Genomic DNA, 22,652 nt, shown 5'->3' with positions numbered 1-22,652 from the left:
ATTTAGCATACAAGGGGTACCGATTTTGAGCGTCAGTGGCGAGCCCCATCCCTGAAGTGGGTATGCCCGTAGCCCGGCGATCTTTACTGTTGCCAAACCCGCCGGAGTATTGAGATAATTTTTAGTCTGACTCTCGCACTATCGCATATGAGGTTTCAGTTCATGTCCCACTGCGCAGGATGTAAGCGACGTGGGTTTACCATTAACGAATAGTCTTAGTAGTACCGAAAAAATGGCAGAGAAACGCAATATCTTTCTGGTTGGGCCTATGGGTGCCGGCAAAAGCACTATTGGGCGCCAGTTAGCTCAACAACTCAACATGGAATTTTACGATTCTGATCAAGAGATTGAGAAACGCACTGGTGCAGATGTAGGCTGGGTCTTCGATGTAGAAGGCGAAGAAGGTTTCCGCGATCGTGAAGAAAAGATCATCAACGAACTCACGGAAAAACAGGGTATTGTGCTGGCCACTGGCGGCGGCTCTGTAAAATCCCGCGAAACCCGTAATCGTCTCTCCGCGCGTGGGGTGGTCGTCTACCTGGAAACCACTATCGAAAAGCAACTGGCGCGCACTCAGCGCGACAAAAAACGTCCTTTGCTGCAGGTGGAAACGCCGCCGCGCGAGGTGCTTGAAGCGCTGGCCGACGAGCGTAATCCGCTGTACGAAGAGATTGCTGACGTAACAATCCGTACTGACGATCAAAGCGCGAAAGTCGTGGCAAACCAGATCGTTCATATGCTGGAAAGCAACTGATTCTGGCAACAGAAATACGCCAGCGAAAAACAAGCAAATAAGGTGGATGCGCGTTATGGAGAGGCTCACTGTCACGCTCGGGGAACGTAGTTACCCGATCACCATCGCGGCTGGTTTGTTCGACGAATCAGCATCGTTCTTGCCACTGAAATCAGGCGACCAGGTCATGCTGGTCACCAATGAAACGCTGGCGCCGCTGTATCTGAATACGCTGCGCGCCGTGCTTGAAAAGGCAGGCGTGAAGGTCGACAGCGTCATCCTTCCTGATGGCGAGCAGTACAAAAGCCTGACCGTCCTGGATCAGGTCTTTACCGCGCTCCTGCAAAAACCTCATGGCCGTGACACCACGCTGGTGGCGTTGGGCGGCGGTGTGGTGGGTGATCTCACCGGTTTCGCCGCAGCCAGCTATCAACGCGGCGTGCGCTTTATTCAGGTGCCGACTACGCTGTTGTCGCAGGTTGATTCCTCCGTGGGCGGCAAAACTGCCGTTAACCATCCGCTCGGCAAAAATATGATTGGTGCCTTCTGGCAACCCGCCTCCGTGGTGGTTGATCTGAACTGCCTGAAAACCCTGCCGACGCGTGAACTCTCTTCGGGTCTTGCTGAAGTCATTAAGTACGGCATCATTCTTGATGGCGACTTTTTTGACTGGCTGGAACAGAATATTGATGCGCTGATGGCGCTGGATGAAAAAGCAATGGCGTACTGTATTCGCCGTTGTTGTGAGCTGAAAGCCGAAGTTGTTGCAGCAGACGAGCGCGAAACCGGCTTACGTGCTTTACTGAATCTTGGGCATACGTTTGGTCACGCCATTGAAGCCGAAATGGGGTATGGCAACTGGCTGCATGGCGAGGCCGTGGCCGCCGGGATGGTGATGGCGGCGCATGCTTCAGAACGTCTTGGGCAGTTTAATGCTCAGGATACGCAGCGTATCATTGCGTTGCTCAAGCGGGCAGGGCTTCCGGTCACGGGGCCGCGGGAGATGTCTGCGCAGGCGTATTTGCCTCACATGATGCGCGATAAGAAAGTACTGGCTGGCGAGCTGCGTTTAGTGCTGCCGCTGGCGATAGGGAAAAGTGAAGTGCGCGGCGGAGTGTCGCACCAGGTAGTTCTGGATGCAATTGCTGATACTCAGCAGGAGCTCAAATAAAAAAGTCAGTTTCAGGTGATGTGCAACAGTCTCAGGCACAAGCCTTTTAGTGGGGTGTTAAATGGATGAATTCAAACCAGAAGACGAGCTGAAGCCCGATCCCAGCGATCGTCGTGCTGGTCGTTCTCGTCAGTCTTCCGACCGCGATAACGAGCCACAGATCAACTTTGATGATGTGGACTTTGATACGGACGATCGTCGTCCGACGCACGCCCGCCGGGCGCGTGAAGAGGAAGAAGAATATTACGAATCTGACGACGAGTATGAAGAGCAGGACGCTCCGGTTGAGCGCCGCCCCCGTAAACGTAAAAAAGCCGCTGCCAGTAAACCGGCGTCTCGCCAGTACATCATGATGGGTCTGGGGATCCTGGTTCTGCTGCTGCTCATTATCGGCATCGGCTCTGCGCTGCAGGCGCCATCCTCTCCATCTTCAAACGAACAAATCGCGTCTACCGAGCGCAGCATCGATCTCTCCGGTAGCACAGCGACTGATCAAGCGAACGGCGCACAACCAGCCCCGGGCGACACCGCGGGCGGCCAGACGGCAAATAATGCACCGCAGGACGTCTCCGTACCGCCGATTTCCTCTACGCCGACGCAAGGCCAGGTTAACACGGCGCCGGAAGGTCAGCAGCGTGTGGAAGTCCAGGGCGACCTGAACAATGCGTTGACCCAACAGCAGGGCCAGATTGACAACGCCGCGGTCGGCTCTACGTTACCGACGGAACCGGCAACCGTTGCGCCAGTGCGTAATGGCGCCGCGGGAACGGCAGGTACGACACCGCGCCAGACAGCAACGACTGAAACAGCGCCGCGCCAGACGACGCCTGCCCGCCCGGAACGCAAACAAGCGGTGATTGAAGCGAAACCACAAACGAAACCGCAGGCCACCGCGAAAACCACCACCACCGCGCCGAAACCGGTCGCGCAGCCAAAACCGACCAGCACTCCGGTCAGTACGCCAGCGGCGACCGCGCAGACGAAACCTGCCGCGACAGCCACCACGGCACCGGCGGCGACTTCTGGCGGCAAAACGGCAGGTGATGTGGGTTCGCTGAAGTCTGCGCCGTCAAGCCATTACACGCTGCAGCTCAGCAGTTCGTCTAACTACAACAACCTGAATGGTTGGGCGAAGAAAGAAAACCTGAAAAATTACGTCGTCTATGAGACTACCCGCAATGGTCAGCCGTGGTACGTGCTGGTGAGCGGTGTTTATGCCTCGAAAGATGACGCGAAACGCGCGGTAGCCACGTTGCCTGCTGATGTTCAGGCAAAAAACCCGTGGGCAAAACCGCTGCACCAGGTCCAGGCCGATCTGAAGTAATGCATGGGCAAACGCCCGGAGCGCAGGATGCTGTCGGAGCCCTTCTCCACAGCCGGAGAAAGTGTGTAAGTAGCCAGACAGCATGAAAAAAAATCGCGCTTTTTTGAAATGGGCAGGGGGCAAATACCCCCTGCTCGACGACATCAAAAAGCATTTGCCGAAAGGCGAGTGCCTGATTGAGCCTTTTGTGGGCGCCGGATCAGTGTTTCTCAACACTGATTTCTCCCGTTATATCCTTGCGGATATCAACAGCGATCTGATCAGTCTCTATAACATCGTTAAGACGCAAACGGAGACGTATGTTACCGCCGCGCGTGAAATGTTTACGCCAGCGACTAACACCTCCGAGGTGTACTATCGCTTTCGTGATGAATTCAACCAGTGCCAGGATCCGCTGCGACGCGCGGTGCTGTTTTTGTATCTCAACCGGCATGGTTACAATGGCTTGTGCCGTTACAACCTGAAGGGCGAGTTCAACGTGCCGTTTGGTCGTTATAAAAAGCCCTACTTCCCGGAAGCTGAGTTGTATCATTTTGCGCAAAAGGCGCAGAATGCTTACTTCTATTGCGAGTCCTACGCGGACAGCCTGGCACGCGCCGACAACAAAACCGTCGTTTATTGCGATCCGCCGTATGCGCCGCTTTCCGCGACCGCTAATTTTACGGCGTATCATACAAACAGCTTTAGTCTGGAACAGCAGGCGCACCTGGCGCAACTCGCGGAAGGGCTGGTGAATAATCACATTCCGGTGCTGATTTCGAATCATGATACGGCGCTGACGCGCGAATGGTATCAACTGGCCAAACTGCATGTCGTGAAGGTGCGACGCAGCATCAGCAGTAATGGCGGCACACGTAAAAAGGTGGACGAACTACTGGCGCTGTATCGCCCAGTCAACGTATCGACCGCTAAAAAATAATGCACGCGCCGGTCTGCCCGGCGTCCAAGGAGATGCGGATGAAACAGTATTTGATTGCCCCCTCAATTCTGTCGGCTGATTTTGCCCGCCTGGGTGAAGACACGGCGAAAGCGCTGGCGGCCGGTGCGGATGTCGTTCATTTCGACGTCATGGACAACCACTACGTTCCGAACCTGACCATTGGCCCGATGGTGCTGAAATCGCTGCGCAAATACGGCATCACGGCGCCGGTGGATGTGCATCTGATGGTTAAACCGGTCGATCGCATCATTCCTGATTTTGCCGCGGCTGGTGCCAACATCATTACTTTCCACCCGGAAGCGTCCGAGCATATCGACCGTTCCCTGCAACTGATCAAAGAGAACGGCTGTAAAGCGGGGCTGGTGTTTAACCCGGCCACGCCGCTGACTTATCTCGACCATGTGATGGACAAACTTGACGTCATTCTGCTGATGTCCGTCAACCCGGGTTTTGGCGGCCAGTCGTTCATTCCGCATACGCTGGAAAAACTGCGTGAAGTGCGCCGCCGCATTGATGAATCCGGTTATGACATTCGTCTTGAAGTGGATGGTGGTGTTAAGGTAAGCAATATCGCGGAAATCGCCGCGGCAGGCGCCGATATGTTTGTCGCGGGGTCCGCTATTTTCGATCAGCCAGACTACAAGAAAGTGGTCGATGAAATGCGTAGTGAACTGGCAAAGGTACGTCATGATTAATATGCAGTTGATAAAAGGCGTTGCGTTCGATCTCGACGGGACGCTGGTTGACAGCGCGCCGGGGCTCACTGCCGCCGTTGACAGCGCGCTGTATGCGCTGGAGCTGCCGGTCGCGGGCGAAGAACGCGTCATCACCTGGATTGGTAACGGTGCGGATGTGTTGATGCAGCGCGCGCTGACCTGGGCGCGTCAGGAGCGGGCAACACTGCGCGCCACGATGGGAAAACCGTCGGTGGATGACAGCGATATTCCCGCGGAAGAGCAGGTGCGTATTCTGCGCAAGCTGTTTGATCGTTACTATGCCGAACATGCCGAAGCGGGCAGTTTCCTGTTCCCGGCGGTGGCCGAAACGCTCGGTGCACTGCATGCCAGCGGTCTGCCACTGGCGCTGGTGACCAACAAGCCGACGCCGTTTGTCGCGCCGATCCTCGACGCGCTGGGCATTGCGCATCTGTTTGACGTTATCATTGGCGGCGACGATGTGCAGAACAAGAAACCGCATCCCGAACCGCTGCTGCTGGTCGCCGAACGTTTGGGCCTCGCGCCGGAAGCGTTGCTTTTTGTCGGCGATTCCCGCAATGATATCCTTGCGGCGAAAGCCGCGGGTTGCCGTTGTGTCGGATTGACCTACGGCTACAACTATGGCGAATCGATCGCACTCAGCGAACCCGATGTGATTTTTGATCGTTTCGATGAACTACTGCCCGCACTCGGGCTTCCGTACAGTGAACTTCAGGAATTGAAAAATGACTAAGCCCGTTGTTTTTAGTGGCGCACAGCCCTCAGGTGAATTGACCATTGGCAACTATATGGGTGCGCTGCGTCAGTGGGTGAACATGCAGGACGACTATCACTGTATTTACTGCATCGTTGACCAGCACGCCATCACCGTGCGTCAGGATCCGCAACAGTTGCGTAAAGCGACGCTGGACACTCTGGCGCTGTATCTGGCCTGTGGCATTGACCCGGAAAAAAGCACGATTTTCGTGCAGTCTCATGTGCCGGAACATGCGCAACTGAGCTGGGCGCTGAACTGCTACACCTATTTCGGTGAGCTGAGTCGTATGACGCAGTTTAAGGATAAATCAGCCCGTTACGCGGAAAACATCAACGCCGGTCTGTTTGATTACCCGGTACTGATGGCGGCAGATATTCTGCTGTATCAGACCAATCAGGTGCCGGTGGGCGAAGACCAGAAACAGCATCTGGAACTGAGCCGTGATGTCGCCCAGCGCTTTAACGCCATCTACGGCGATATCTTCAAAGTGCCAGAGCCGTTTATTCCGAAAACCGGCGCGCGCGTGATGTCGCTGCTGGAGCCGACGAAGAAGATGTCCAAGTCTGACGATAACCGCAACAACGTGATCGGGCTGCTGGAAGATCCGAAATCGGTGGTGAAGAAAATCAAACGTGCGGTGACCGACTCTGACGAGCCGCCAGTGGTGCGTTACGACCTGCAAAACAAAGCCGGGGTGTCGAACCTGCTGGATATTCTCTCTGCCGTCACCGGCAAGAGCATTCCTGAGCTGGAGCAGCATTTCGAAGGCAAAATGTACGGTCACCTCAAAACCGAAGTGGCTGATGCCGTCGCCGGTATGCTGGGCGAGTTGCAGGAGCGTTATCACCGCTACCGCAACGACGAAGCCTTCCTGCAACAGGTGATGAAAGCAGGCGCAGAGAAAGCGCGTGCGCGGGCATCGGTTACGCTGAAAGCGGTCTATGACGCGATTGGTTTTGTCGCGCATCCGTAAGTGATGCCAATAAAAAAACCGGGGAAACCCGGTTTTTTTATGCCGTGTGCAGCAGGTGGCGCGATTATTGATCCGCCGCCGGGCCGCAGCCGCCGATGATTTTCGAAATAGAAATGGCGGGATGTAAGAGATAATCGTAACTGCAGTTTTTGCTTTTATTGTCGATGTGACCCGTACAGGCGGTCAGCGTTGACAGTGCGCCAAGCAGCGCAATGATTTTAATGGTTTTTCCCATCATGACATCCTTGCTGGTAATGTATTGAATATCCACAGCGCATGAATTACGCAATGGTTTAAAGGATTAATCCGTTAATAATTCACGATGAATCCAGCCGGGGAATTTAAGCAATTATCCCAGGCGCGACAATGGATTACGGGCTGAAATCGGAGTAATAATCCGGACTTGAAATAACGATATTGTTGATGTCGGCTTCCTTTCCCAATGTATGCCGCGATAGTCATTGCATTTAGTTATGTGACGCGATTCGCTGTTTACACTTTCCTGACTTGTGCTTTATCTTCACTTTAATGAATATAAAAATATTCAATTTACTGAAGATTTGTAATGCGCAGAACATTCATCAAGAAAGAGGGCATGACGTTAACCACGCTTGCGCGCTACCTGTTAGGGCAGAAATGTGGTAACCGATTGAAAACCATCGAAGAACTGGCTACGGAATGTGGCTCATCGGTGGGATTAACCCAGGCGGCCCTGAAAACGCTGGAATCCGAAGGGGCGATTCGCATTGAGCGACGCGGGCGCAATGGAAGCTACCTGGCCGACATGAATCATAAAGCGCTGTTGTCGCATGTGGATATCCGCAATGTCGTGTGTGCCATGCCACTGCCCTACACCCGGTTATACGAAGGGTTGGCCAGCGGCCTGAAATCACAGTTTGAGGGCATTCCTTTTTATTTTGCCCACATGCGCGGCGCGGATGTTCGCGTGGAGTGTTTGCTGAACGGCGTGTACGACATGGCGGTGGTGTCGCGACTGGCCGCCGAAAACTATCTGCACAGCAACGCGCTTTGTATGGTGCTGGAGCTGGGGGCGCAAACCTACGTGGGCGAACACCAGTTGATTTGCCGGAAGGGCGAAGCCAAAAACGTGCGGCGCGTGGGCATCGATAACCGGTCTGCCGACCAGAAAATCATGACCAGCCTGTGGTTCTGCGAGCGCGAGATTGAGCGGGTTGATGTGCCGTATCACGAGAGCTTACACCGCATTGTGAAGGGCGATATTGACGGTGTTATCTGGAACGTCGCGGTCGAATCGGAACTTGTGGTGCTGGGGCTGGAGGCGATCCCGCTGAAAGGCGACCCGCGTTTTGTTCAGGCGACGGAAGCGGTGGTGCTGACCCGGGCGGATGATTATCCGATGCAGCATCTGATTGAAACCGTGGTGGATAAGCCTGCGTTGCTGGCTCATCAGCAGCGGGTGGTGAATGAAGAGCAGGATCCCAGCTATTGAGGAGTGCGGGATGGAAAATCGACTCAACCTGCTGTGTCAGGCGGGCGTGATCGACCAGGACATCTGCGACGGCATGTTGCAGGTGGTACGGCAGATGGACACAGAATTATCCCTGCCGGTGTTTAGCGAGCAGGGGGAAATGGCGGTAACGCACATGGCCAATGCGCTGATGCGCAGCCGCCGCGGCGAAGTGATTGCGCCGCTGGATGCGGAACTGCTTGAGGAAATGCAGCAGTCCACGTTCTGGCCGCAGATCCTCACCGCGCATCAGGCGTTGTTGCAGGGGTTTACGGTGCAGCTTCACGCCAATGAAGAGGGGTATTTGCTGGCTAATCTGTATGGATTATGGCTGGCGGCAAACGAAGGTCATTCATGATGACGCAGCGTGTTTTATCAGAACGTAAATATTCAAAAAAATGAATATTTGGCATTCAGGGAACAGAAACTGAGGCTTACATGTTTATAAACGCATTGAAACGTCAGAATCCCGCGTTGATTACTGCGGCACTCCGGCTCTGGCAGCAGGGCAGCATTGCGCCAGACAGTTGGGTGATCGATGTCGATCAGGTGCTGGAAAACGGCAAACGGTTGCTGAGCGTGGCCAGCCAGCACGGCATCTCGTTGTATCTGATGACCAAGCAGTTCGGGCGTAATCCCTGGCTGGCGGAGAAATTGCTGGCGCTCGGTTATCAGGGCGTGGTCGCTGTCGATTTTAAAGAAGCCCGGGTAATGCGTCGCGCCGGGCTGAAGGTCGCGCATCAGGGGCATCTGGTGCAAATTCCGCATGATCAGGTGGCGGACGCTGTCGCACAGGGAACCGACATCATCACGATCTTTACCCTGGAAAAGGCGCGTGAAGTGTCGAAGGCCGCGGTGAGCGCAGGCCGGACGCAGGCGGTGATGCTGAAAGTGTATGGCGAGAACGACGCCCTCTACCCAGGACAGGAGAGCGGTTTTTCGCTGGCAGAGCTGGAAGGTGTTGTCGCTGAGTTGCGCCAGTTGCCGGGGCTACAACTGACCGGACTGACGCATTTCCCCTGCCTGCTGTGGGATGAGTCGCTGGGCGAAACGGTACCGACGCCAAATCTGCTGTCGCTGGTTACAGCGCGCAAACGGCTGAAGGAGGCGGGCGTTGAGATTACCCAACTGAACGCGCCGTCGGCCACGAGTTGTTCTACATTGCCGCTGCTGGCGTCGTTTGGCGTCACTCACGGCGAACCCGGGCATGCGCTGACCGGCACCATGCCGGCGAATCAGCAGGGTGATCAGCCTGAGCGTATTGCCATGCTGTGGCTGAGCGAAATCTCGCATGACTTTCAGGGCCACAGTTATTGCTATGGCGGCGGCTACTATCGCCGGGGGCATGCCCGCAATGCGCTGGTCTTCCCGCACGACAGCGACACGCCGCTGGACGCGACGCTGAAGCCTTTTAACGACAGCAGTATCGATTATTACCTGGCGCTTAACGAACGGTTCCCTGTCAGCAGCGCCGTGATCTGCTGTTTCCGTACGCAAATTTTTGTCACCCGTAGTGATGTGGTGCTGGTGGAAGGTATCCAGCGCGGTGAACCGCACATCGCTGCCCGCTATGACAGTCTGGGAAATCTTCTGGAGGCGTAATGGCGCGTTTCGTGGTGTTGGTAATAGACAGTTTTGGGGTTGGCGCAATGGACGATGTACCTCGGGTCAGGCCGCAGGATCTCGGTGCGAATACGTGCGGTCATATCCTTGAGCATCTGCCGACGCTGCGGCTCCCCACGCTTGAAAAACTCGGCCTGATGAACGCGCTGGGCGCGACGCCTGGCGTCATGCGACCTTCTCCTGGCGCCAGCTGGGGTGTGGCAGAGTTGATGCATGAAGGCGGCGATACGTTTATGGGGCATCAGGAAATTCTCGGCACCCTGCCGCGTACGCCGCTGCGAATGCCGTTCAACCAGGTGATCGACAAGGTTGAGGCCGCGCTTCGTGCGGAAGGCCGGAAAACACAGCGCTGTGGCGATGGCCCGTACTGGCTGCTGGTCGGTGATGCCGTGGCGATTGGCGACAATCTCGAAGCCGATCTGGGGCAGGTTTACAACATTACCGGCAACCTCAGCGAGATGTCATTCGACGAGGTAAAAGCGATTGGCCGGATTGTGCGCCAGCAGGTGGAGGTCGGGCGCGTGATTGCTTTCGGTGGGCTCCTCGCCAGCACGCAGCAACTGTGGGACGCCGCGGAAACCCGCGACGGCACTTATGTCGGCATCAACGCACCGCGCTCTGGCGCCTATGACAACGGATTCCAGGTGGTGCATATGGGTTATGGCGTTGATGACAGCGTTCAGGTGCCTGCCCGGCTACACGCCGTCGGTGTTCCCACGGTGCTGGTCGGTAAAGTGGCCGATATCGTCAATAATCCTCATGGTGAAAGCTGGCAAAACCTGGTGGACAGCCAGCGGATCATGGAGATCACGCTTGATGCGCTGAACCGCCAGCAAAACGTGTTTATTTGCACCAACATCCAGGAAACCGATCTGGCAGGTCATGCGGAAGACGTTGAGCGCTACGCTGACCGGCTCCAGTTGGTTGACCGGTATCTGGCCCAACTGATGGCGGCGATGCACCCGGACGATTGCCTCGTGGTCATGGCCGATCATGGCAACGACCCGACCATTGGTCACAGCCGACACACCCGCGAGAAAGTGCCGGTGCTGGTCTGGCAGCCAGACTTACCGCCCGCTGAACTGGGCGTACGCACTTCGCTTTCGGACATCGGCGCCACCGTCTGCGATTTCTTTGGCGCCCACCCGCCAGAAAATGGCCGCTCTTTCCTTCCGCTCCTGAAAACCGCGAGGAACCGACATGATTGACAGCACCGGGTATACCTACGCGCACGAACACCTTCATATCGATTTATCGGGTTTTAAGGGCGATATCGATTGTCGGCTGGATCAGTACGCGCTCATTTGCGATGAGATGCGCACGCTGATGAACCTGGGTGTGCGCAATATTATCGAAATGACGAACCGTTATATGGGCCGCAACCCGCAGTTTATGCAGGATCTGATGCGCGACACTGGCATCAACGTCGTGGCCTGCACCGGCTATTATCAGCATGATTTTTACCCTGAGCATGTGGCGACCCGCAGTGTCAGGCAACTGGCGCAGGAGATGATCGATGAGATCGAAAAGGGCATTGAGGGCAGCGAGCTAAAAGCGGGCATCATTGCGGAAATCGGCTCCAGCAAAGGGACGATCACCGATCTGGAGAAAAAGGTCTTTTACGCCGCGGCGGTAGCGCATCACGAGACCGGCCGCCCGCTTTCCACGCATACGTCGTTCAGCACGATGGGGCTGGAACAACTGGCGCTGCTCTCCGGCTATGGCGTGGATCTCTCCCGCGTGGTCATCGGGCATTGCGATCTGAAAGACAACATTGATGACATTCTGCGGATGATCGATCTCGGCGCTTACGTGCAGTTCGATACCATCGGCAAAAACAATTATTACCCGGATGCGAAACGCATCGACATGCTGCATACCTTGCGCGACAGAGGCTTACTTCATCGCGTGATGCTCTCCATGGACATTACCCGACGCTCTCATCTGAAGGCCAATGGCGGCAATGGCTACAGCTATCTGCTCACCAATTTTGTGCCGCTGTTGCGTCAGTCCGGTTTCAGCCAGGCGGATGTGGATGTGATGTTACGTGACAACCCTTCGCAATTTTTCCAGTGAGGACAGAGAAATGAAAAAGATCGGTGTGGCTGGTTTACAGCGTGAACTTATCAAAAAGACCATCGAAACGTCTGCGCCTGGCTGTTTTGAAGTGTTTATTTACAACGACATGGAAGCAGCGATGAAGGTCAAGGCAGGGCAGCTGGATTACTACATTGGAGCCTGTAATACCGGGGCGGGTGCGGCGTTGTCGATAGCCATCGCCGTTATTGGATTTAACAAGAGTTGTACCATCGCCAAACCCGGTATCAAGGCAAAAGAGGATCACGTCGCGAAGATGGTCGCAGAAGGGAAAGTGGCATTCGGCCTTTCTGTTGAGCATATCGAGCACGCGATTCCAATGCTTATCAACTACTTAAAATAAAAAGGCACGTCTATGGCCCTTTACATACAAATAATAGTGGTCGCTTTGCTTACCGGGATGACGGCGTTACTGGCGCATCGTTCCGCCGCAGTTTTTCATGACGGGATCCGCCCGATCCTGCCGCAGCTGATCGAAGGTCATATGAATCGCCGTGAGGCGGGCAGTATCGCTTTCGGTTTAAGCATCGGCTTCGTCGCCTCGGTGGGGATCTCCTTTACACTGAAAACCGGGTTGCTGAACGCCTGGCTGCTGTTCCTCCCTACCGATATCCTCGGCGTTCTGGCGGCAAACAGCATTCTGGCATTTGGACTGGGCGCTATCTGGGGCGTTCTGATCCTCACCTTCCTGCTGCCGGTTAACCATTTGCTCACCTCGCTGCCGGTGGATGTGCTGGGGTCGCTCGGTGAACTGAGCTCGCCGGTGGTCTCCGCTTTCGCCCTCTTCCCGCTGGTGGCGATCTTCTACCAGTTTGGCTGGAAAAACAGCGTGGTTGCCGCGGTAGTGGTACTGGCGACGCGTGTGCTGGTGGTGCGTTTCTTCCCACATCTGAATCCGGAATCGATTGAGATCTTCGTCGGGATGGTCATGCTGCTGGGGATCGCCATTTCTCACGACCTGCGTCATCGCGACGAACAGGACATGGACATGAGTGGGATTTCGGTGTTTGAAGAGCGAACCTCCCGCATCATCAAAAATCTGCCTTACATTGCCATCGTCGGGGCGCTGATCGCCGCGGTTGCCTGCATGAAGATTTTTGCCGGGAGTGAAGTGTCGATTTTCACCCTCGAAAAAGCGTATTCCGCAGGCATTACACCAGAAGAGTCACAGACGCTGGTGCATCAGGCGGCGCTGGCCGAATTTATGCGCGGCCTCGGTTTTGTCCCGCTGATTGCCACCACCGCGCTGGCGACCGGGGTGTACGCCGTTGCCGGGTTCACCTTCGTCTACGCGGTCGGCTATCTGGCACCTAACCCGTGGATTGCCGCCCTTCTCGGCGCGATCGTCATTTCCGCGGAAGTGCTGCTGCTGCGCTCGATCGGTAAATGGCTGGGGCGCTACCCGTCGGTGCGTAACGCGTCGGACAACATTCGTAACGCCATGAATATGTTGATGGAAATGGCGCTGCTGGTTGGCTCTATCTTCGCTGCCATCAAAATGGCGGGCTATACCGGTTTCTCCATCACCGCCGCGCTCTATTTCCTCAACGAGTCGTTAGGGCGCCCGATTCAGCGTATGGCGGCACCGGTGGTGGCAGTGATGATCGCCGGTATTGTGCTCAACATTCTCTACTGGTGCGGATTGTTTATTCCCGCGTAGCGCTGAGGTCGTGTGATGAAGACGTTTCCCCTCAAAAGCATGTCGCTGGTTGAGGCTCAACAAAAACAGTTTGCGCTGGTGGACGCCATCTGCCGCCATTTCCCCGGGGCAACGTTCCTGAACGGCGGCGATCGGGGGCTGGTGCCTGGGCTTAACCAGCCGCAGACGACGCAGCGCGTGGAAGCGGTACTGGCGGATTTTTTCCACGCGGACGCGGCGGTGCTGGTGCAGGGCGCAGGTACGGGCGCGATCCGCGCCGGACTGGCGGCGCTGATCAAACCGGGAGGCCGGTTGCTCATTCATGATGCGCCGGTCTACCCGACCAGCGCCACGCTCATCGAACAGATGGGGCTGTCGTTGATTCGGGTTGATTTCAACAACACGCGGGCGCTGGCGATGGCGCTCGCCCGTCAGCAACCGGATGCGGCGTTAGTGCAGCATACCCGGCAACGGCCAGAGGACAGTTATGTTCTGGAAGACGTGCTGACACAACTGGCGCAAGCCGGTGTCCCCACGCTGACAGACGATAACTACGCGACGTTAAAAGTGGCGCAGATTGGTTGTGAATGCGGCGCAACGCTGTCGACTTTCTCCTGCTTCAAGTTGTTTGGCCCGGAAGGCGTCGGCGCGGTTGTCGGTGAAGCGCAGGCCGTGGCGCGCATTCGCGCCATGATGTATTCCGGCGGCAGCCAGATCCAGGGGCCACAGGCGCTGGAAGTGCTGCGCGGACTGGCGTTCGCGCCGGTCATGCATGCGGTACAGTCGGAGGTGACAGAACGCCTGATGCTGGCGCTGAACCGGGGGACGATCCCGCAGGTGAAACAGGCGACGATTGCCAATGCGCAGTCTAAAGTGCTGCTGGTGACCTTCTATCAACCGATAGCAGAACAGGTACTGGAAAAAGCCAGCCAGCTCGGAGCGCTGCCGTGGCCGGTCGGGGCGGAATCAAAATACGAACTTCCGCCGCTGTTTTACCGTCTCTCCGGCACGTTTCGCGAGGCAAATCCGGGCATGGAGCACACGACCATTCGCATCAACCCGAATCTGTGCGGTGACGAGACGATCCTGCGGATTTTGCGCCAAAGCTGCGAAGGGATGTAACGTGATACGCCCGCCCGGCAACCGTGGCTGCCGGGCGCGGCAAGTTAGTGATAAGAAAACCAATTCAGTTTTTCACGCAGGCTGACCACGCGGCCGATGATAATCAATGACGGGCTGACGACCTGTTGCGCCAGTTCGCCAAGCTCCGCCAGCGTACCGTCCACCACGCGTTGTTTGATGGCAGTGCCATTCTCCACCAGCGCCACCGGCATGTCTGCTTCCATCCCGTGTTCCAGCAGTTTTTGTTGAATGGTCGCGGCCTGATTCAGCCCCATGTAGAACACCAGCGTCTGCTTTTCGGCGGCCAGATTATGCCAGTCGAGTTCGCTGCCGGTTTTCAGGTGGCCGGTGACCAGACGGACGCTCTGCGCATAGTCACGGTGCGTCAGCGGGATCCCCGCATAGGCGGAACAACCGGACGCGGCGGTGATCCCCGGTACAACGGAGAAGGGGATCCCGGCGTTGCACAGCGTTTCCAGCTCTTCGCCACCGCGACCGAAAATAAAGGGATCGCCCCCTTTCAGGCGCACCACGCGTTTGCCTTTTTGCGCCTCGCGCAACAGGATCTGGTTAATCTCCTCCTGCGGTACGCAGTGATAACCGGCGCGTTTGCCAACAAACACACGATCGGCGTCGCGACGCACCAGGTTCATGATGTCATCCGAGACCAGACGGTCATAAACCACGATATCCGCCTGCTGGATCTGCTGCAGCCCTTTCAGCGTCAGCAACCCGGCGTCGCCCGGCCCGGCGCCGACCAGCACCACTTCGCCACGATGGTCCAGATCTTCGCTGAGCAACTGCTCAGTCGTTTCGCTAATGGCCTGCTGATCCTGATTCGCCAGCGACTGCGCCAGCCTGTCGTTCACAAACAGCTTTTCCCAGAAGCGACGACGCTCACTCATGGTGGCGAACTGTTTTTTCACCCGCGCGCGCAACTGACCAGCATAGTGCGCCACCTGACCCAGATGCTGCGGCAGGATCGCTTCCAGTTTTTCGCGCAACAGACGCGCCAGCACGGGCGAGGTTCCGCCGGATGAGACGGCGACCATCAACGGCGAACGGTCGATGATCGACGGCATGATAAAGCTCGCCTGCTTTGGCGCGTCGACCACGTTACAGAAAATACGGCGCGCTTCCGCCGCCTGGCTGACCTGCTCGTTAACCTGTTCATCGTCGGTGGCGGCAATCACCAGCCAGCAGGTATCGAGCAGGGATTCATTAAAATCGCCCTTCACCAGCGTCACCCTGCCGCTTTCGGCCCAGACGGCGAACTGAGGGACAACATCACGGGCATTGACGGTCAGTCGTGCGCCTGCATCCAGCAGCAATCTGGCCTTGCGCTCGGCAACATCGCCGCCGCCGACCAGTAAACAGTCGCGATCGCGCAGTTGGCAGAATATTGGCAGGTGATCCACGGGGTAACCTCACGGAGTGAACAAGAGAAATGCGGGGATGCGTAATGGCGGTAAGGATAACAGCAGTCATCGTCCGGAATACACGATTTTTCCTGCTGCTATCCTGCTCCATTCATACGTTTTTGGTATTACTTATTCCTAAAACGTTCAGGCCTTCAACTGCACCTGACCGTCTTTAACGCGCGCGTCAAAATGGGCGACGGAGTGGTTTTCGTCTTCCATGCACGTGCCGTCGCGCAGGCGGAAGCGCTGTTTTTTCAGCGGGCTGGCGACCCACAGATCACCGTCATGCTCGGCAATCAGACCGCGGGACAACACGCTGGCCTCAAAGAACGGATCGATGTTGCTGATGGCGAACACCTGCTCGTCACGGTGCGGACGGAAAACCGCCACCTGCTGGTGGCCCAGCAGGGCGCAGACGCCGGTTTGCGGCAGGATATCGTCGATACTACAGATGGTTATCCACTGGCTCATGCGTTTTCCTCCACCAGAGTGACCGGAATGCGCTCATACGGCGTGGCCGGGCGATGCTGTGCACGTTCAGGAACGACCTGTACGTTCGGGTCGCGCTGAGCGCTGTTGATAAAGTGTCTGAAGCGAACCTGTGCCGCCGGGTTGTTGACGGTTTCCGTCCATTCGCAGGCGAATGCCGCGCGCAGGCGTTCCAGCTCGGCTTCCAGTTGCGCATTCAGGCCGAGTTTGTCGTCAATAATGACGCTTTTCAGGTAGTCGATGCCGCCTTCCATCGCGTCCAGCCACGGCGCAGTACGCGTCAGCTTATCGGCGGTGCGGATGTAAAACATCATGAAGCGATCGAGGTAGGTGATTAGCGTGTCGCGATCGAGATCAGCGGCCAACAGATCGGCATGGCGCGGTTTCATCCCACCGTTGCCGCAGACGTACAGGTTCCAGCCTTTCTCGGTCGCGATGATCCCCACGTCTTTGCCCTGCGCTTCCGCACATTCACGGGTGCAGCCGGAGACGCCGAACTTCATTTTGTGCGGGGTGCGAATGCCTTTGTAGCGGTTTTCCAGTTCAACGCCGAAGCCGACGCTGTCGCCCACGCCATAACGACACCAGGTGCTGCCGACGCAGGTTTTCGCCATACGCAGCGCTTTGGCATACGCGTGACCGGTTTCGAAGCCTGCATCAATCAGCTGACGCCAGATTTCCGGCAGATCATCTTTCTGTGCGCCAAACAGACCGATACGCTGGGACCCGGTGATTTTGGTATACAGGTTAAATTCGGCAGCGATACGACCAACCGCCATCAACCCTTCCGGGGTGATTTCACCGCCCGCTGAGCGCGGAATGACCGAATAGGTGCCGTCTTTCTGGATGTTCGCCAGGAAGTTGTCGTTGGTATCCTGTAACGGTGTCAGTTCCGGCTTCAGGACATAGTCGTTCCAGCAGGAGGCCAGCAGCGAGCCAACGGTAGGTTTACACACTTCACAGCCGTAGCCCTGACCGTGTTTTTCCAGCAGCTCGTCGAAAGTTTTGATGCCTTCCACGCGGATCAGGTGATACAGCTCCTGACGCGAATAAGCAAAGTGCTCGCACAGGTTGTGGTTCACTTCGATGCCCTGTTTCGCCAGCTCGGCGTTCAGCACCTGCGTCACCAGCGGAATACAGCCGCCGCAGCCGGTCCCGGCTTTGGTTTCCGCTTTCAGCGCGGCCACGGTGTGGCAGCCTTTGTTGATGGCGGCGATCAGCGCGCCTTTGGTGACGTCAAAGCAGGAGCAAATTTGCGCGCTGTCCGGCAGCTTATCCACGCCGATCGCCGGTTTGCCGCCTGCGGCATGCGCGGGCAGGATCAGCGAGTCCGGGTTTTCCGGCAGTTCGATAGCGTTCAGCACCAGTTGCAGCAGGTTGCCGTAGTCGCTGGTGTCGCCCACCAGCACAGCGCCGAGCAGCGTTTTGTTGTCGGCGCTGACGATCAGGCGTTTATAGACTTCTTTGCTTTCGTCGAGATAGACGTAGCTGCGGCACGCTGGCGTGCGGCCATGCGCATCACCAATGCCGCCCACATCCACACCCAGCAGCTTCAGTTTGGCGCTGAGATCGGCGCCCTCAAAAACATTTTCGCGACCAATGATATGGTCAACCGCCACCTGCGCCATTTTGTAGCCTGGCGCCACCAGACCATACACGCGGTTGTTCCAGCTGGCGCATTCGCCGATGGCGTAGATATCCGGGTCGGACGTCTGGCAACTGTCGTTGATCATGATGCCGCCGCGCTGCGCGACCGCCAGACCGCACTGGGTGGCGAGTTTATCGCGCGGACGAATGCCGGTTGAGAAGACGATGAAGTCCACTTCCAGCTCGCTACCGTCAGCAAAGCGCATGGTTTTACGCGCGTCGGTGCCTTCCTGAACGATCTCTTTGGTGTTTTTGCTGGTGTGCACGCGCACACCCATGCTTTCGATTTTGCGCTTCAGTTGCTCGCCGCCCATCTGGTCGAGCTGTTCGGCCATCAGCATCGGCGCGAATTCGATGACGTGAGTTTCAACACCGAGGTTTTTCAACGCGCCAGCGGCTTCCAGACCAAGCAGACCACCGCCCACCACTGCGCCGCGCTTGCTGCGACGGGCGCAGGATTCGATCGCGTTGAGATCTTCGATGGTGCGATACACGAACGTGTCCTGCGTTTCTGAACCCTTGATCGGCGGGATCCACGGATAAGAACCGGTCGCCATGATCAGTTTGTCGTAGAACACCGTGCGGCCCGCGCTGGAGTGGATCACTTTCTCCTGGCGGTTGATGGTGATCGCCCGTTCACCGACCAGCACCTTAATGCCATGCTTCTCATAAAATCCTTCGCGGACCAGCGAAAGTTCTTCCGCTGTGTGGTGAGAGAAGTAAGATGACAGGTGGACGCGGTCGTAGGCGATGCGGGGTTCTTCACAGAACACGGTAATGTCGAACTGGTCGGCGGGCGCTTTATCAAGGAGATCCTCAATAAAGCGGTGACCGACCATGCCGTTACCGATGATAGCGAGTCTGACTTTGCTCATTTTTGCCTCGATTTCTTTTCTATTACCGCCTACCTTAACGATTCAGCAACCCCGCTTATTGATGTAAATCAAATGCGCCTTCACCTACCACTTAATGAGTATCTCTATGATTTGTCAGGATTTTAATAAGTTGTGGAAAAGGCATGCTTTTTTATTTTGTGCTTTTTGTGTACAAAATGAGGTTAAAAAATACGCAAGCCATATCGGGCAGCATAACCCCGGATCCACAGGAGAGAAGGCATGACAACCGCACCACTCTGGCTGATACAAAATGTCCATTTAGCGGATCGCGAGGGTTTGTGGCAGATAGCGATCGATAAAGGCCGTTTCGGCGCCATTACCCCTATGGGAGAAGCCAGAAACGAAAACTATGAAGTGCTGAATGCCCGTGGCGGGCTGGCGATCCCGCCGTTTATCGAACCGCATATCCATCTCGATACCACCCAGACGGCAGGCGAGCCACACTGGAATCAGTCAGGCACGCTGTTTGAGGGGATCGAGCGCTGGGCTGAACGCAAGGCGCTGCTCAGCCATGAAGATGTTAAAGCCCGCGCCTGGAAAACGCTGAAGTGGCAAATCGCCAACGGCATCCAGTTTGTGCGTACTCATGTCGATGTTTCTGATCCGACGCTTACCGCGCTGAAGGCGATGCTGGAAGTGAAGCAGGAAGTGGCGCCGTGGGTGGATCTACAGATTGTGGCGTTTCCCCAGGAGGGGATCCTCTCTTATCCCAACGGCGAGGCATTGCTTGAAGAAGCGCTGCAGCTCGGTGCTGATGTGGTCGGGGCGATCCCGCATTTCGAATTTACCCGCGAGTATGGCGTTGAGTCGCTGCACATCGCCTTTGCGCTGGCGAAGAAGTACAACCGCCCGCTGGATATCCACTGCGATGAAATTGACGACGAACAGTCGCGCTTCGTCGAAACCGTGGCCGCGCTGGCGCATAAAGAGGGCATGGGCGCGCGCGTCACCGCCAGCCACACCACCGCCATGCACTCCTACAACGGCGCTTACACATCGCGTCTCTTCCGCCTGCTGACGTTGTCAGGGATTAACTTTGTCGCCAATCCGCTGGTGAATATTCATTTGCAGGGGCGCTTTGACGACTACCCGAAACGCCGTGGCATCACGCGCGTGAAAGAACTGCTGGCGGCGGACATTAACGTCTGTTTTGGTCATGATGACGTGTTCGACCCGTGGTACCCGCTGGGTACTGGCAATATGCTGCAGGTGTTGCACATGGGGCTGCATATCTGCCAGATGATGGGCTACGGGCAAATCAATAATGGCCTGAAACTTATCACCCACAACAGCGCGCGCACTTTCGGGCTGAACGACTACGGTATTGCGACGGGAAACCCGGCGAACCTGGTGATACTGCCTGTGGAGAATGGGTTTGAAGCGGTACGGACGCAGTCGCCAGTGCGCTGGTCCATTCGTCAGGGAAGAGTGATTGCCACGACGCAACTGGCGCAGACGTGGGTGCAAACGGACAGCGGTGGCGAAGAGGTCTTTTTTACCCGCAACAGCCCCTTTGCCAGCGACAAAGGGGCATAAAGGCTTAGTGAGACGCCGTTGCTGCCACGCTGTGCTGGCGGTGACGGCTGACAAAGCCAAGGACGAAGCACATCACGAACACCACGGCGTACAGACCGTTCGCCGTCATCAGCGCCGCCTGTGGGCCGCTGTGCGCGACGATCGGGCCAGTGACAACGAAGGTCAGCATGGTGCCGATGGTGCCGCAGGTCAGCACGAAGTTGACCAGCTTCGGTGAAGCCACTTTGGTTTGCTGAGAGCCGAGCGTGATGATCGAGGTGTAAATGGCGCTGGAGAAGAAGCCGAGCGTCAGAATGAACCACGGCATATGCTCCGGCGAACCGCTGATGAACAGATACATCAGCACGGTCGCCATCCCGGCCAGAACGGTCAGAATGCGTTGCAGATCGAAGAAACGCAGGATGAAGCTGAACGCCCACATGCCGAACATGTACGACATCCAGAAGTCACTCACCAGTTTACCCGCGTCGTTCAGGCTCATGCCCAGACCTTTCGCATATTCCGGTACCCAGGAGATGAAGCCCAGCTGGCCGAGGATATAGCACAGCGCGGCAATCGACAGAAACAGCACACCAATGCCCCATTTCTCTTTCACCACCGGCTCGTCGCTGACCTGCGCTTTTTTACCCAGTACCGGGAATTCACAGCCAAAGGTCAGCAGGAAAATAGCGACGTAAACCAGGCCGATGCAGGCGTAAACCCAGTACCACTCGATGCTGCGCGCCAGCAAAATAGCGGCAACCATCGGGAAGATCATTCCGGCCATGCTGAAAAAGGAGTCGGTGAACAGCAGACGCGCGCCACGCTGACGACCTTCGTACATATGGGTAATCAGGAAGGTGCCGATCGACATGGTGATCCCGCTGACCAGACCCAGCACAAACATGGCGGCGGAGAACAGCGCCAGGCTGTGGCTGAGCATCAGGCCCGCAACGGCCAGCACCATCAGGATAAAGCCAAATCGCAACTGTGTTTTTAATGGCACAATTTCCATCAGCCAGGCATTCAGGAAAATTGAAATCAGAATGCCTGCGTTGAGGAAGGTGAAAGTGTTACTCATACTGGATACAGGCAGATGGAAGTAGTCCGCGATGTTCCCCATCACCATCCCGGTGACGATCACCAACGCACCAGTGAGGGCGTAGGAGAAAAAGCTGATCCATGTAAGCTTGATTCGGTTGCTGTTAGTCATTGACTGGCCTGTGAATAGAGGTGTAAAGCGCATTGACATCGCGCTGAGCGAACAGATTTTATTCGTTCGGGTGATGTAATTAAATGTTTATTCTGAAATGAAAGGATAATTGCAAACATTTTCGTGACTACCATCACGTTTTAATGACAGGAAAAGCGGGGCCCGGGCCGTTACAATTGTGTCAGTCAGGTAAAATTAGGTAAATCACTGGCCTGGGGTGAGAAGGCTCTTTAGAATCAAGCCACTCGCTACTGTTACTGCACCCGTTAAGGAACACGCATGCTCAAATCAACACTGGCGGCGGTCGCGGCCGTCTTCGCATTCTCAGCTATTTCTCCTGCGGCTCTGGCAGCAAAGGGCGATCCGCATGTGTTGCTGACGACCTCTGCGGGGAATATTGAGCTGGAACTGGATAAGCAGAAAGCGCCGGTATCGGTCGAAAACTTCCTCAACTATGTGAACAGCGGTTTCTATAACAGCACCACATTCCATCGCGTCATCCCTGGCTTCATGGTTCAGGGCGGCGGTTTTACCGAGCAGATGCAGCAGAAACAGCCGAATCCGCCGATCAAAAACGAAGCTGATAACGGCCTGCGCAACACCCGCGGCACCATCTCCATGGCGCGTACCGCTGACAAAGACAGCGCCACCAGCCAGTTCTTTATCAACGTCGCCGATAACGCCTTCCTCGACCACGGCCAGCGCGATTTTGGTTACGCGGTATTTGGTAAAGTGGTGAAAGGGATGGATGTGGCAGACAAAATTTCCCAGGTCCCTACGCATGATGTCGGTCCGTACCAGAATGTGCCGTCAAAACCGGTCGTCATTCTTTCTGCGAAAGTCCTGCCGTAATACCCCCTCGCGCGGGTGGCAGCACCCGCGCAATG

General features: G+C 56.3%; 22 protein-coding genes. 17 read left to right on the top strand and 5 right to left on the bottom strand.

Going from position 1 to position 22,652, the window contains the following annotated elements; all coding sequences use genetic code 11:
* Positions 1 to 232 precede the first annotated feature (232 nt).
* The 7 genes from aroK to trpS all read left to right on the top strand — a co-directional run bounded on the left by aroK (position 233) and on the right by trpS (position 6,614).
* Positions 233 to 754, top strand: coding sequence for a shikimate kinase AroK (gene aroK / locus AOY23_RS00235; RefSeq protein ID WP_049847064.1), 522 nt, complete (start codon positions 233 to 235; stop codon positions 752 to 754).
* A 55-nt stretch (positions 755 to 809) separates the two neighbouring features.
* A complete protein-coding gene (gene aroB / locus AOY23_RS00230) occupies positions 810 to 1,904 on the top strand; it encodes a 3-dehydroquinate synthase (protein WP_054177865.1) in 1,095 nt (364 codons plus the stop codon).
* A 61-nt stretch (positions 1,905 to 1,965) separates the two neighbouring features.
* Complete coding sequence (damX, locus tag AOY23_RS00225; protein WP_054177864.1) at positions 1,966 to 3,228, top strand: cell division protein DamX; 1,263 nt, start codon at positions 1,966 to 1,968, stop codon at positions 3,226 to 3,228.
* Between the two features lie 82 nt (positions 3,229 to 3,310).
* Entirely contained in the window at positions 3,311 to 4,147 is an 837-nt protein-coding gene (gene dam, locus AOY23_RS00220) for an adenine-specific DNA-methyltransferase (protein ID WP_054177863.1), read from the top strand.
* Positions 4,148 to 4,185: 38 nt separating this feature from the next.
* Positions 4,186 to 4,863, top strand: a complete 678-nt coding sequence (gene rpe / locus AOY23_RS00215; protein WP_054177862.1) for a ribulose-phosphate 3-epimerase — start codon at positions 4,186 to 4,188, stop codon at positions 4,861 to 4,863.
* A complete protein-coding gene (gph, locus tag AOY23_RS00210) occupies positions 4,856 to 5,617 on the top strand; it encodes a phosphoglycolate phosphatase (RefSeq protein ID WP_054177861.1) in 762 nt (253 codons plus the stop codon). Before rpe ends, gph begins: the two co-directional genes overlap by 8 nt.
* Positions 5,610 to 6,614 (top strand): tryptophan--tRNA ligase, encoded by a 1,005-nt coding sequence (gene trpS, locus AOY23_RS00205; protein WP_054177860.1) that lies wholly within the window; start codon positions 5,610 to 5,612, stop codon positions 6,612 to 6,614. The genes gph and trpS overlap by 8 nt, the downstream gene beginning before the upstream one ends.
* A 64-nt stretch (positions 6,615 to 6,678) precedes the next feature.
* Here the strand turns inward: trpS and AOY23_RS21355 are convergent, their stop codons facing one another.
* Positions 6,679 to 6,849: a YhfL family protein gene (locus tag AOY23_RS21355; protein WP_038158705.1), complete on the bottom strand. Its 171-nt coding sequence runs from the start codon at positions 6,847 to 6,849 to the stop codon at positions 6,679 to 6,681.
* A gap of 330 nt (positions 6,850 to 7,179) precedes the next feature.
* Here AOY23_RS21355 and yhfZ point away from each other — a divergent pair, with 330 nt between their 5' ends.
* From yhfZ to AOY23_RS00165, 8 genes are all read left to right on the top strand, one after another.
* Positions 7,180 to 8,085, top strand: coding sequence for a GntR family transcriptional regulator YhfZ (gene yhfZ / locus AOY23_RS00200; protein ID WP_054177859.1), 906 nt, complete (start codon positions 7,180 to 7,182; stop codon positions 8,083 to 8,085).
* Positions 8,086 to 8,095: 10 nt separating this feature from the next.
* On the top strand, positions 8,096 to 8,461 hold the full coding sequence (locus AOY23_RS00195) for a hypothetical protein (RefSeq protein WP_054177858.1): 366 nt from the start codon (positions 8,096 to 8,098) through the stop codon (positions 8,459 to 8,461).
* 80 nt (positions 8,462 to 8,541) lie between these two features.
* Positions 8,542 to 9,705 (top strand): YhfX family PLP-dependent enzyme, encoded by a 1,164-nt coding sequence (locus AOY23_RS00190; RefSeq protein ID WP_054177857.1) that lies wholly within the window; start codon positions 8,542 to 8,544, stop codon positions 9,703 to 9,705.
* The gene (locus AOY23_RS00185; RefSeq protein ID WP_054177856.1) at positions 9,705 to 10,934 is read left to right on the top strand and encodes a phosphopentomutase; all 1,230 of its coding nucleotides are present in this window, start codon (positions 9,705 to 9,707) and stop codon (positions 10,932 to 10,934) included. Before AOY23_RS00190 ends, AOY23_RS00185 begins: the two co-directional genes overlap by 1 nt.
* Entirely contained in the window at positions 10,927 to 11,802 is an 876-nt protein-coding gene (locus tag AOY23_RS00180; protein ID WP_054177855.1) for a phosphotriesterase-related protein, read from the top strand. The genes AOY23_RS00185 and AOY23_RS00180 overlap by 8 nt, the downstream gene beginning before the upstream one ends.
* Positions 11,803 to 11,812: 10 nt before the next feature.
* Positions 11,813 to 12,166 (top strand): DUF2620 domain-containing protein, encoded by a 354-nt coding sequence (locus AOY23_RS00175; RefSeq protein ID WP_038158686.1) that lies wholly within the window; start codon positions 11,813 to 11,815, stop codon positions 12,164 to 12,166.
* Between the two features lie 12 nt (positions 12,167 to 12,178).
* Positions 12,179 to 13,483, top strand: coding sequence for a YhfT family protein (locus tag AOY23_RS00170; protein ID WP_054177854.1), 1,305 nt, complete (start codon positions 12,179 to 12,181; stop codon positions 13,481 to 13,483).
* Positions 13,484 to 13,498: 15 nt separating this feature from the next.
* Positions 13,499 to 14,584, top strand: a complete 1,086-nt coding sequence (locus tag AOY23_RS00165; protein WP_054177853.1) for an aminotransferase class I/II-fold pyridoxal phosphate-dependent enzyme — start codon at positions 13,499 to 13,501, stop codon at positions 14,582 to 14,584.
* A gap of 44 nt (positions 14,585 to 14,628) precedes the next feature.
* Here AOY23_RS00165 and cysG read toward each other — a convergent pair whose 3' ends face one another.
* The 3 genes from cysG to nirB all read right to left on the bottom strand — a co-directional run bounded on the left by cysG (position 14,629) and on the right by nirB (position 19,016).
* Positions 14,629 to 16,002: a siroheme synthase CysG gene (cysG, locus tag AOY23_RS00160; RefSeq protein ID WP_054177852.1), complete on the bottom strand. Its 1,374-nt coding sequence runs from the start codon at positions 16,000 to 16,002 to the stop codon at positions 14,629 to 14,631.
* Positions 16,003 to 16,149: 147 nt separating this feature from the next.
* On the bottom strand, positions 16,150 to 16,476 hold the full coding sequence (nirD, locus tag AOY23_RS00155) for a nitrite reductase small subunit NirD (protein ID WP_054177851.1): 327 nt from the start codon (positions 16,474 to 16,476) through the stop codon (positions 16,150 to 16,152).
* Entirely contained in the window at positions 16,473 to 19,016 is a 2,544-nt protein-coding gene (gene nirB / locus AOY23_RS00150; protein WP_054177850.1) for a nitrite reductase large subunit NirB, read from the bottom strand. Before nirB ends, nirD begins: the two co-directional genes overlap by 4 nt.
* 240 nt (positions 19,017 to 19,256) lie before the next feature.
* Here nirB and AOY23_RS00145 point away from each other — a divergent pair, with 240 nt between their 5' ends.
* Positions 19,257 to 20,573 carry a cytosine deaminase gene (locus tag AOY23_RS00145; protein WP_054177849.1) on the top strand — a complete coding sequence of 439 codons (1,317 nt, stop codon included), beginning with the start codon at positions 19,257 to 19,259 and terminating at the stop codon, positions 20,571 to 20,573.
* Positions 20,574 to 20,577: 4 nt separating this feature from the next.
* Here AOY23_RS00145 and tsgA read toward each other — a convergent pair whose 3' ends face one another.
* Complete coding sequence (tsgA, locus tag AOY23_RS00140) at positions 20,578 to 21,765, bottom strand: MFS transporter TsgA (RefSeq protein WP_054177848.1); 1,188 nt, start codon at positions 21,763 to 21,765, stop codon at positions 20,578 to 20,580.
* A gap of 279 nt (positions 21,766 to 22,044) precedes the next feature.
* Here tsgA and ppiA point away from each other — a divergent pair, with 279 nt between their 5' ends.
* Entirely contained in the window at positions 22,045 to 22,617 is a 573-nt protein-coding gene (gene ppiA, locus AOY23_RS00135) for a peptidylprolyl isomerase A (protein WP_054177847.1), read from the top strand.
* The last annotated feature ends 35 nt before the right edge of the window (positions 22,618 to 22,652 follow it).

The organism is Trabulsiella odontotermitis (assembly GCF_001297775.1).
GTDB lineage: Bacteria > Pseudomonadota > Gammaproteobacteria > Enterobacterales > Enterobacteriaceae > Trabulsiella > Trabulsiella odontotermitis.
The sequence above is the reverse complement of the archived record's forward strand: the minus strand, read 5'-3'. Positions and strand labels throughout refer to the sequence as shown.

What these genes read in the sequence shown, in the direction of transcription:
- aroK (WP_049847064.1), top strand. Translation starts at nt 233, where the DNA reads ATGGCAGAGAAACGCAATATCTTTCTGGTTGGGCCTATGGGTGCCGGC.
- aroB (WP_054177865.1), top strand. Translation starts at nt 810, where the DNA reads ATGGAGAGGCTCACTGTCACGCTCGGGGAACGTAGTTACCCGATCACC.
- damX (WP_054177864.1), top strand. Translation starts at nt 1,966, where the DNA reads ATGGATGAATTCAAACCAGAAGACGAGCTGAAGCCCGATCCCAGCGAT.
- dam (WP_054177863.1), top strand. Translation starts at nt 3,311, where the DNA reads ATGAAAAAAAATCGCGCTTTTTTGAAATGGGCAGGGGGCAAATACCCC.
- rpe (WP_054177862.1), top strand. Translation starts at nt 4,186, where the DNA reads ATGAAACAGTATTTGATTGCCCCCTCAATTCTGTCGGCTGATTTTGCC.
- gph (WP_054177861.1), top strand. Translation starts at nt 4,856, where the DNA reads ATGATTAATATGCAGTTGATAAAAGGCGTTGCGTTCGATCTCGACGGG.
- trpS (WP_054177860.1), top strand. Translation starts at nt 5,610, where the DNA reads ATGACTAAGCCCGTTGTTTTTAGTGGCGCACAGCCCTCAGGTGAATTG.
- AOY23_RS21355 (WP_038158705.1), bottom strand. Translation starts at nt 6,849, where the DNA reads ATGGGAAAAACCATTAAAATCATTGCGCTGCTTGGCGCACTGTCAACG.
- yhfZ (WP_054177859.1), top strand. Translation starts at nt 7,180, where the DNA reads ATGCGCAGAACATTCATCAAGAAAGAGGGCATGACGTTAACCACGCTT.
- AOY23_RS00195 (WP_054177858.1), top strand. Translation starts at nt 8,096, where the DNA reads ATGGAAAATCGACTCAACCTGCTGTGTCAGGCGGGCGTGATCGACCAG.
- AOY23_RS00190 (WP_054177857.1), top strand. Translation starts at nt 8,542, where the DNA reads ATGTTTATAAACGCATTGAAACGTCAGAATCCCGCGTTGATTACTGCG.
- AOY23_RS00185 (WP_054177856.1), top strand. Translation starts at nt 9,705, where the DNA reads ATGGCGCGTTTCGTGGTGTTGGTAATAGACAGTTTTGGGGTTGGCGCA.
- AOY23_RS00180 (WP_054177855.1), top strand. Translation starts at nt 10,927, where the DNA reads ATGATTGACAGCACCGGGTATACCTACGCGCACGAACACCTTCATATC.
- AOY23_RS00175 (WP_038158686.1), top strand. Translation starts at nt 11,813, where the DNA reads ATGAAAAAGATCGGTGTGGCTGGTTTACAGCGTGAACTTATCAAAAAG.
- AOY23_RS00170 (WP_054177854.1), top strand. Translation starts at nt 12,179, where the DNA reads ATGGCCCTTTACATACAAATAATAGTGGTCGCTTTGCTTACCGGGATG.
- AOY23_RS00165 (WP_054177853.1), top strand. Translation starts at nt 13,499, where the DNA reads ATGAAGACGTTTCCCCTCAAAAGCATGTCGCTGGTTGAGGCTCAACAA.
- nirD (WP_054177851.1), bottom strand. Translation starts at nt 16,476, where the DNA reads ATGAGCCAGTGGATAACCATCTGTAGTATCGACGATATCCTGCCGCAA.
- nirB (WP_054177850.1), bottom strand. Translation starts at nt 19,016, where the DNA reads ATGAGCAAAGTCAGACTCGCTATCATCGGTAACGGCATGGTCGGTCAC.
- AOY23_RS00145 (WP_054177849.1), top strand. Translation starts at nt 19,257, where the DNA reads ATGACAACCGCACCACTCTGGCTGATACAAAATGTCCATTTAGCGGAT.
- tsgA (WP_054177848.1), bottom strand. Translation starts at nt 21,765, where the DNA reads ATGACTAACAGCAACCGAATCAAGCTTACATGGATCAGCTTTTTCTCC.
- ppiA (WP_054177847.1), top strand. Translation starts at nt 22,045, where the DNA reads ATGCTCAAATCAACACTGGCGGCGGTCGCGGCCGTCTTCGCATTCTCA.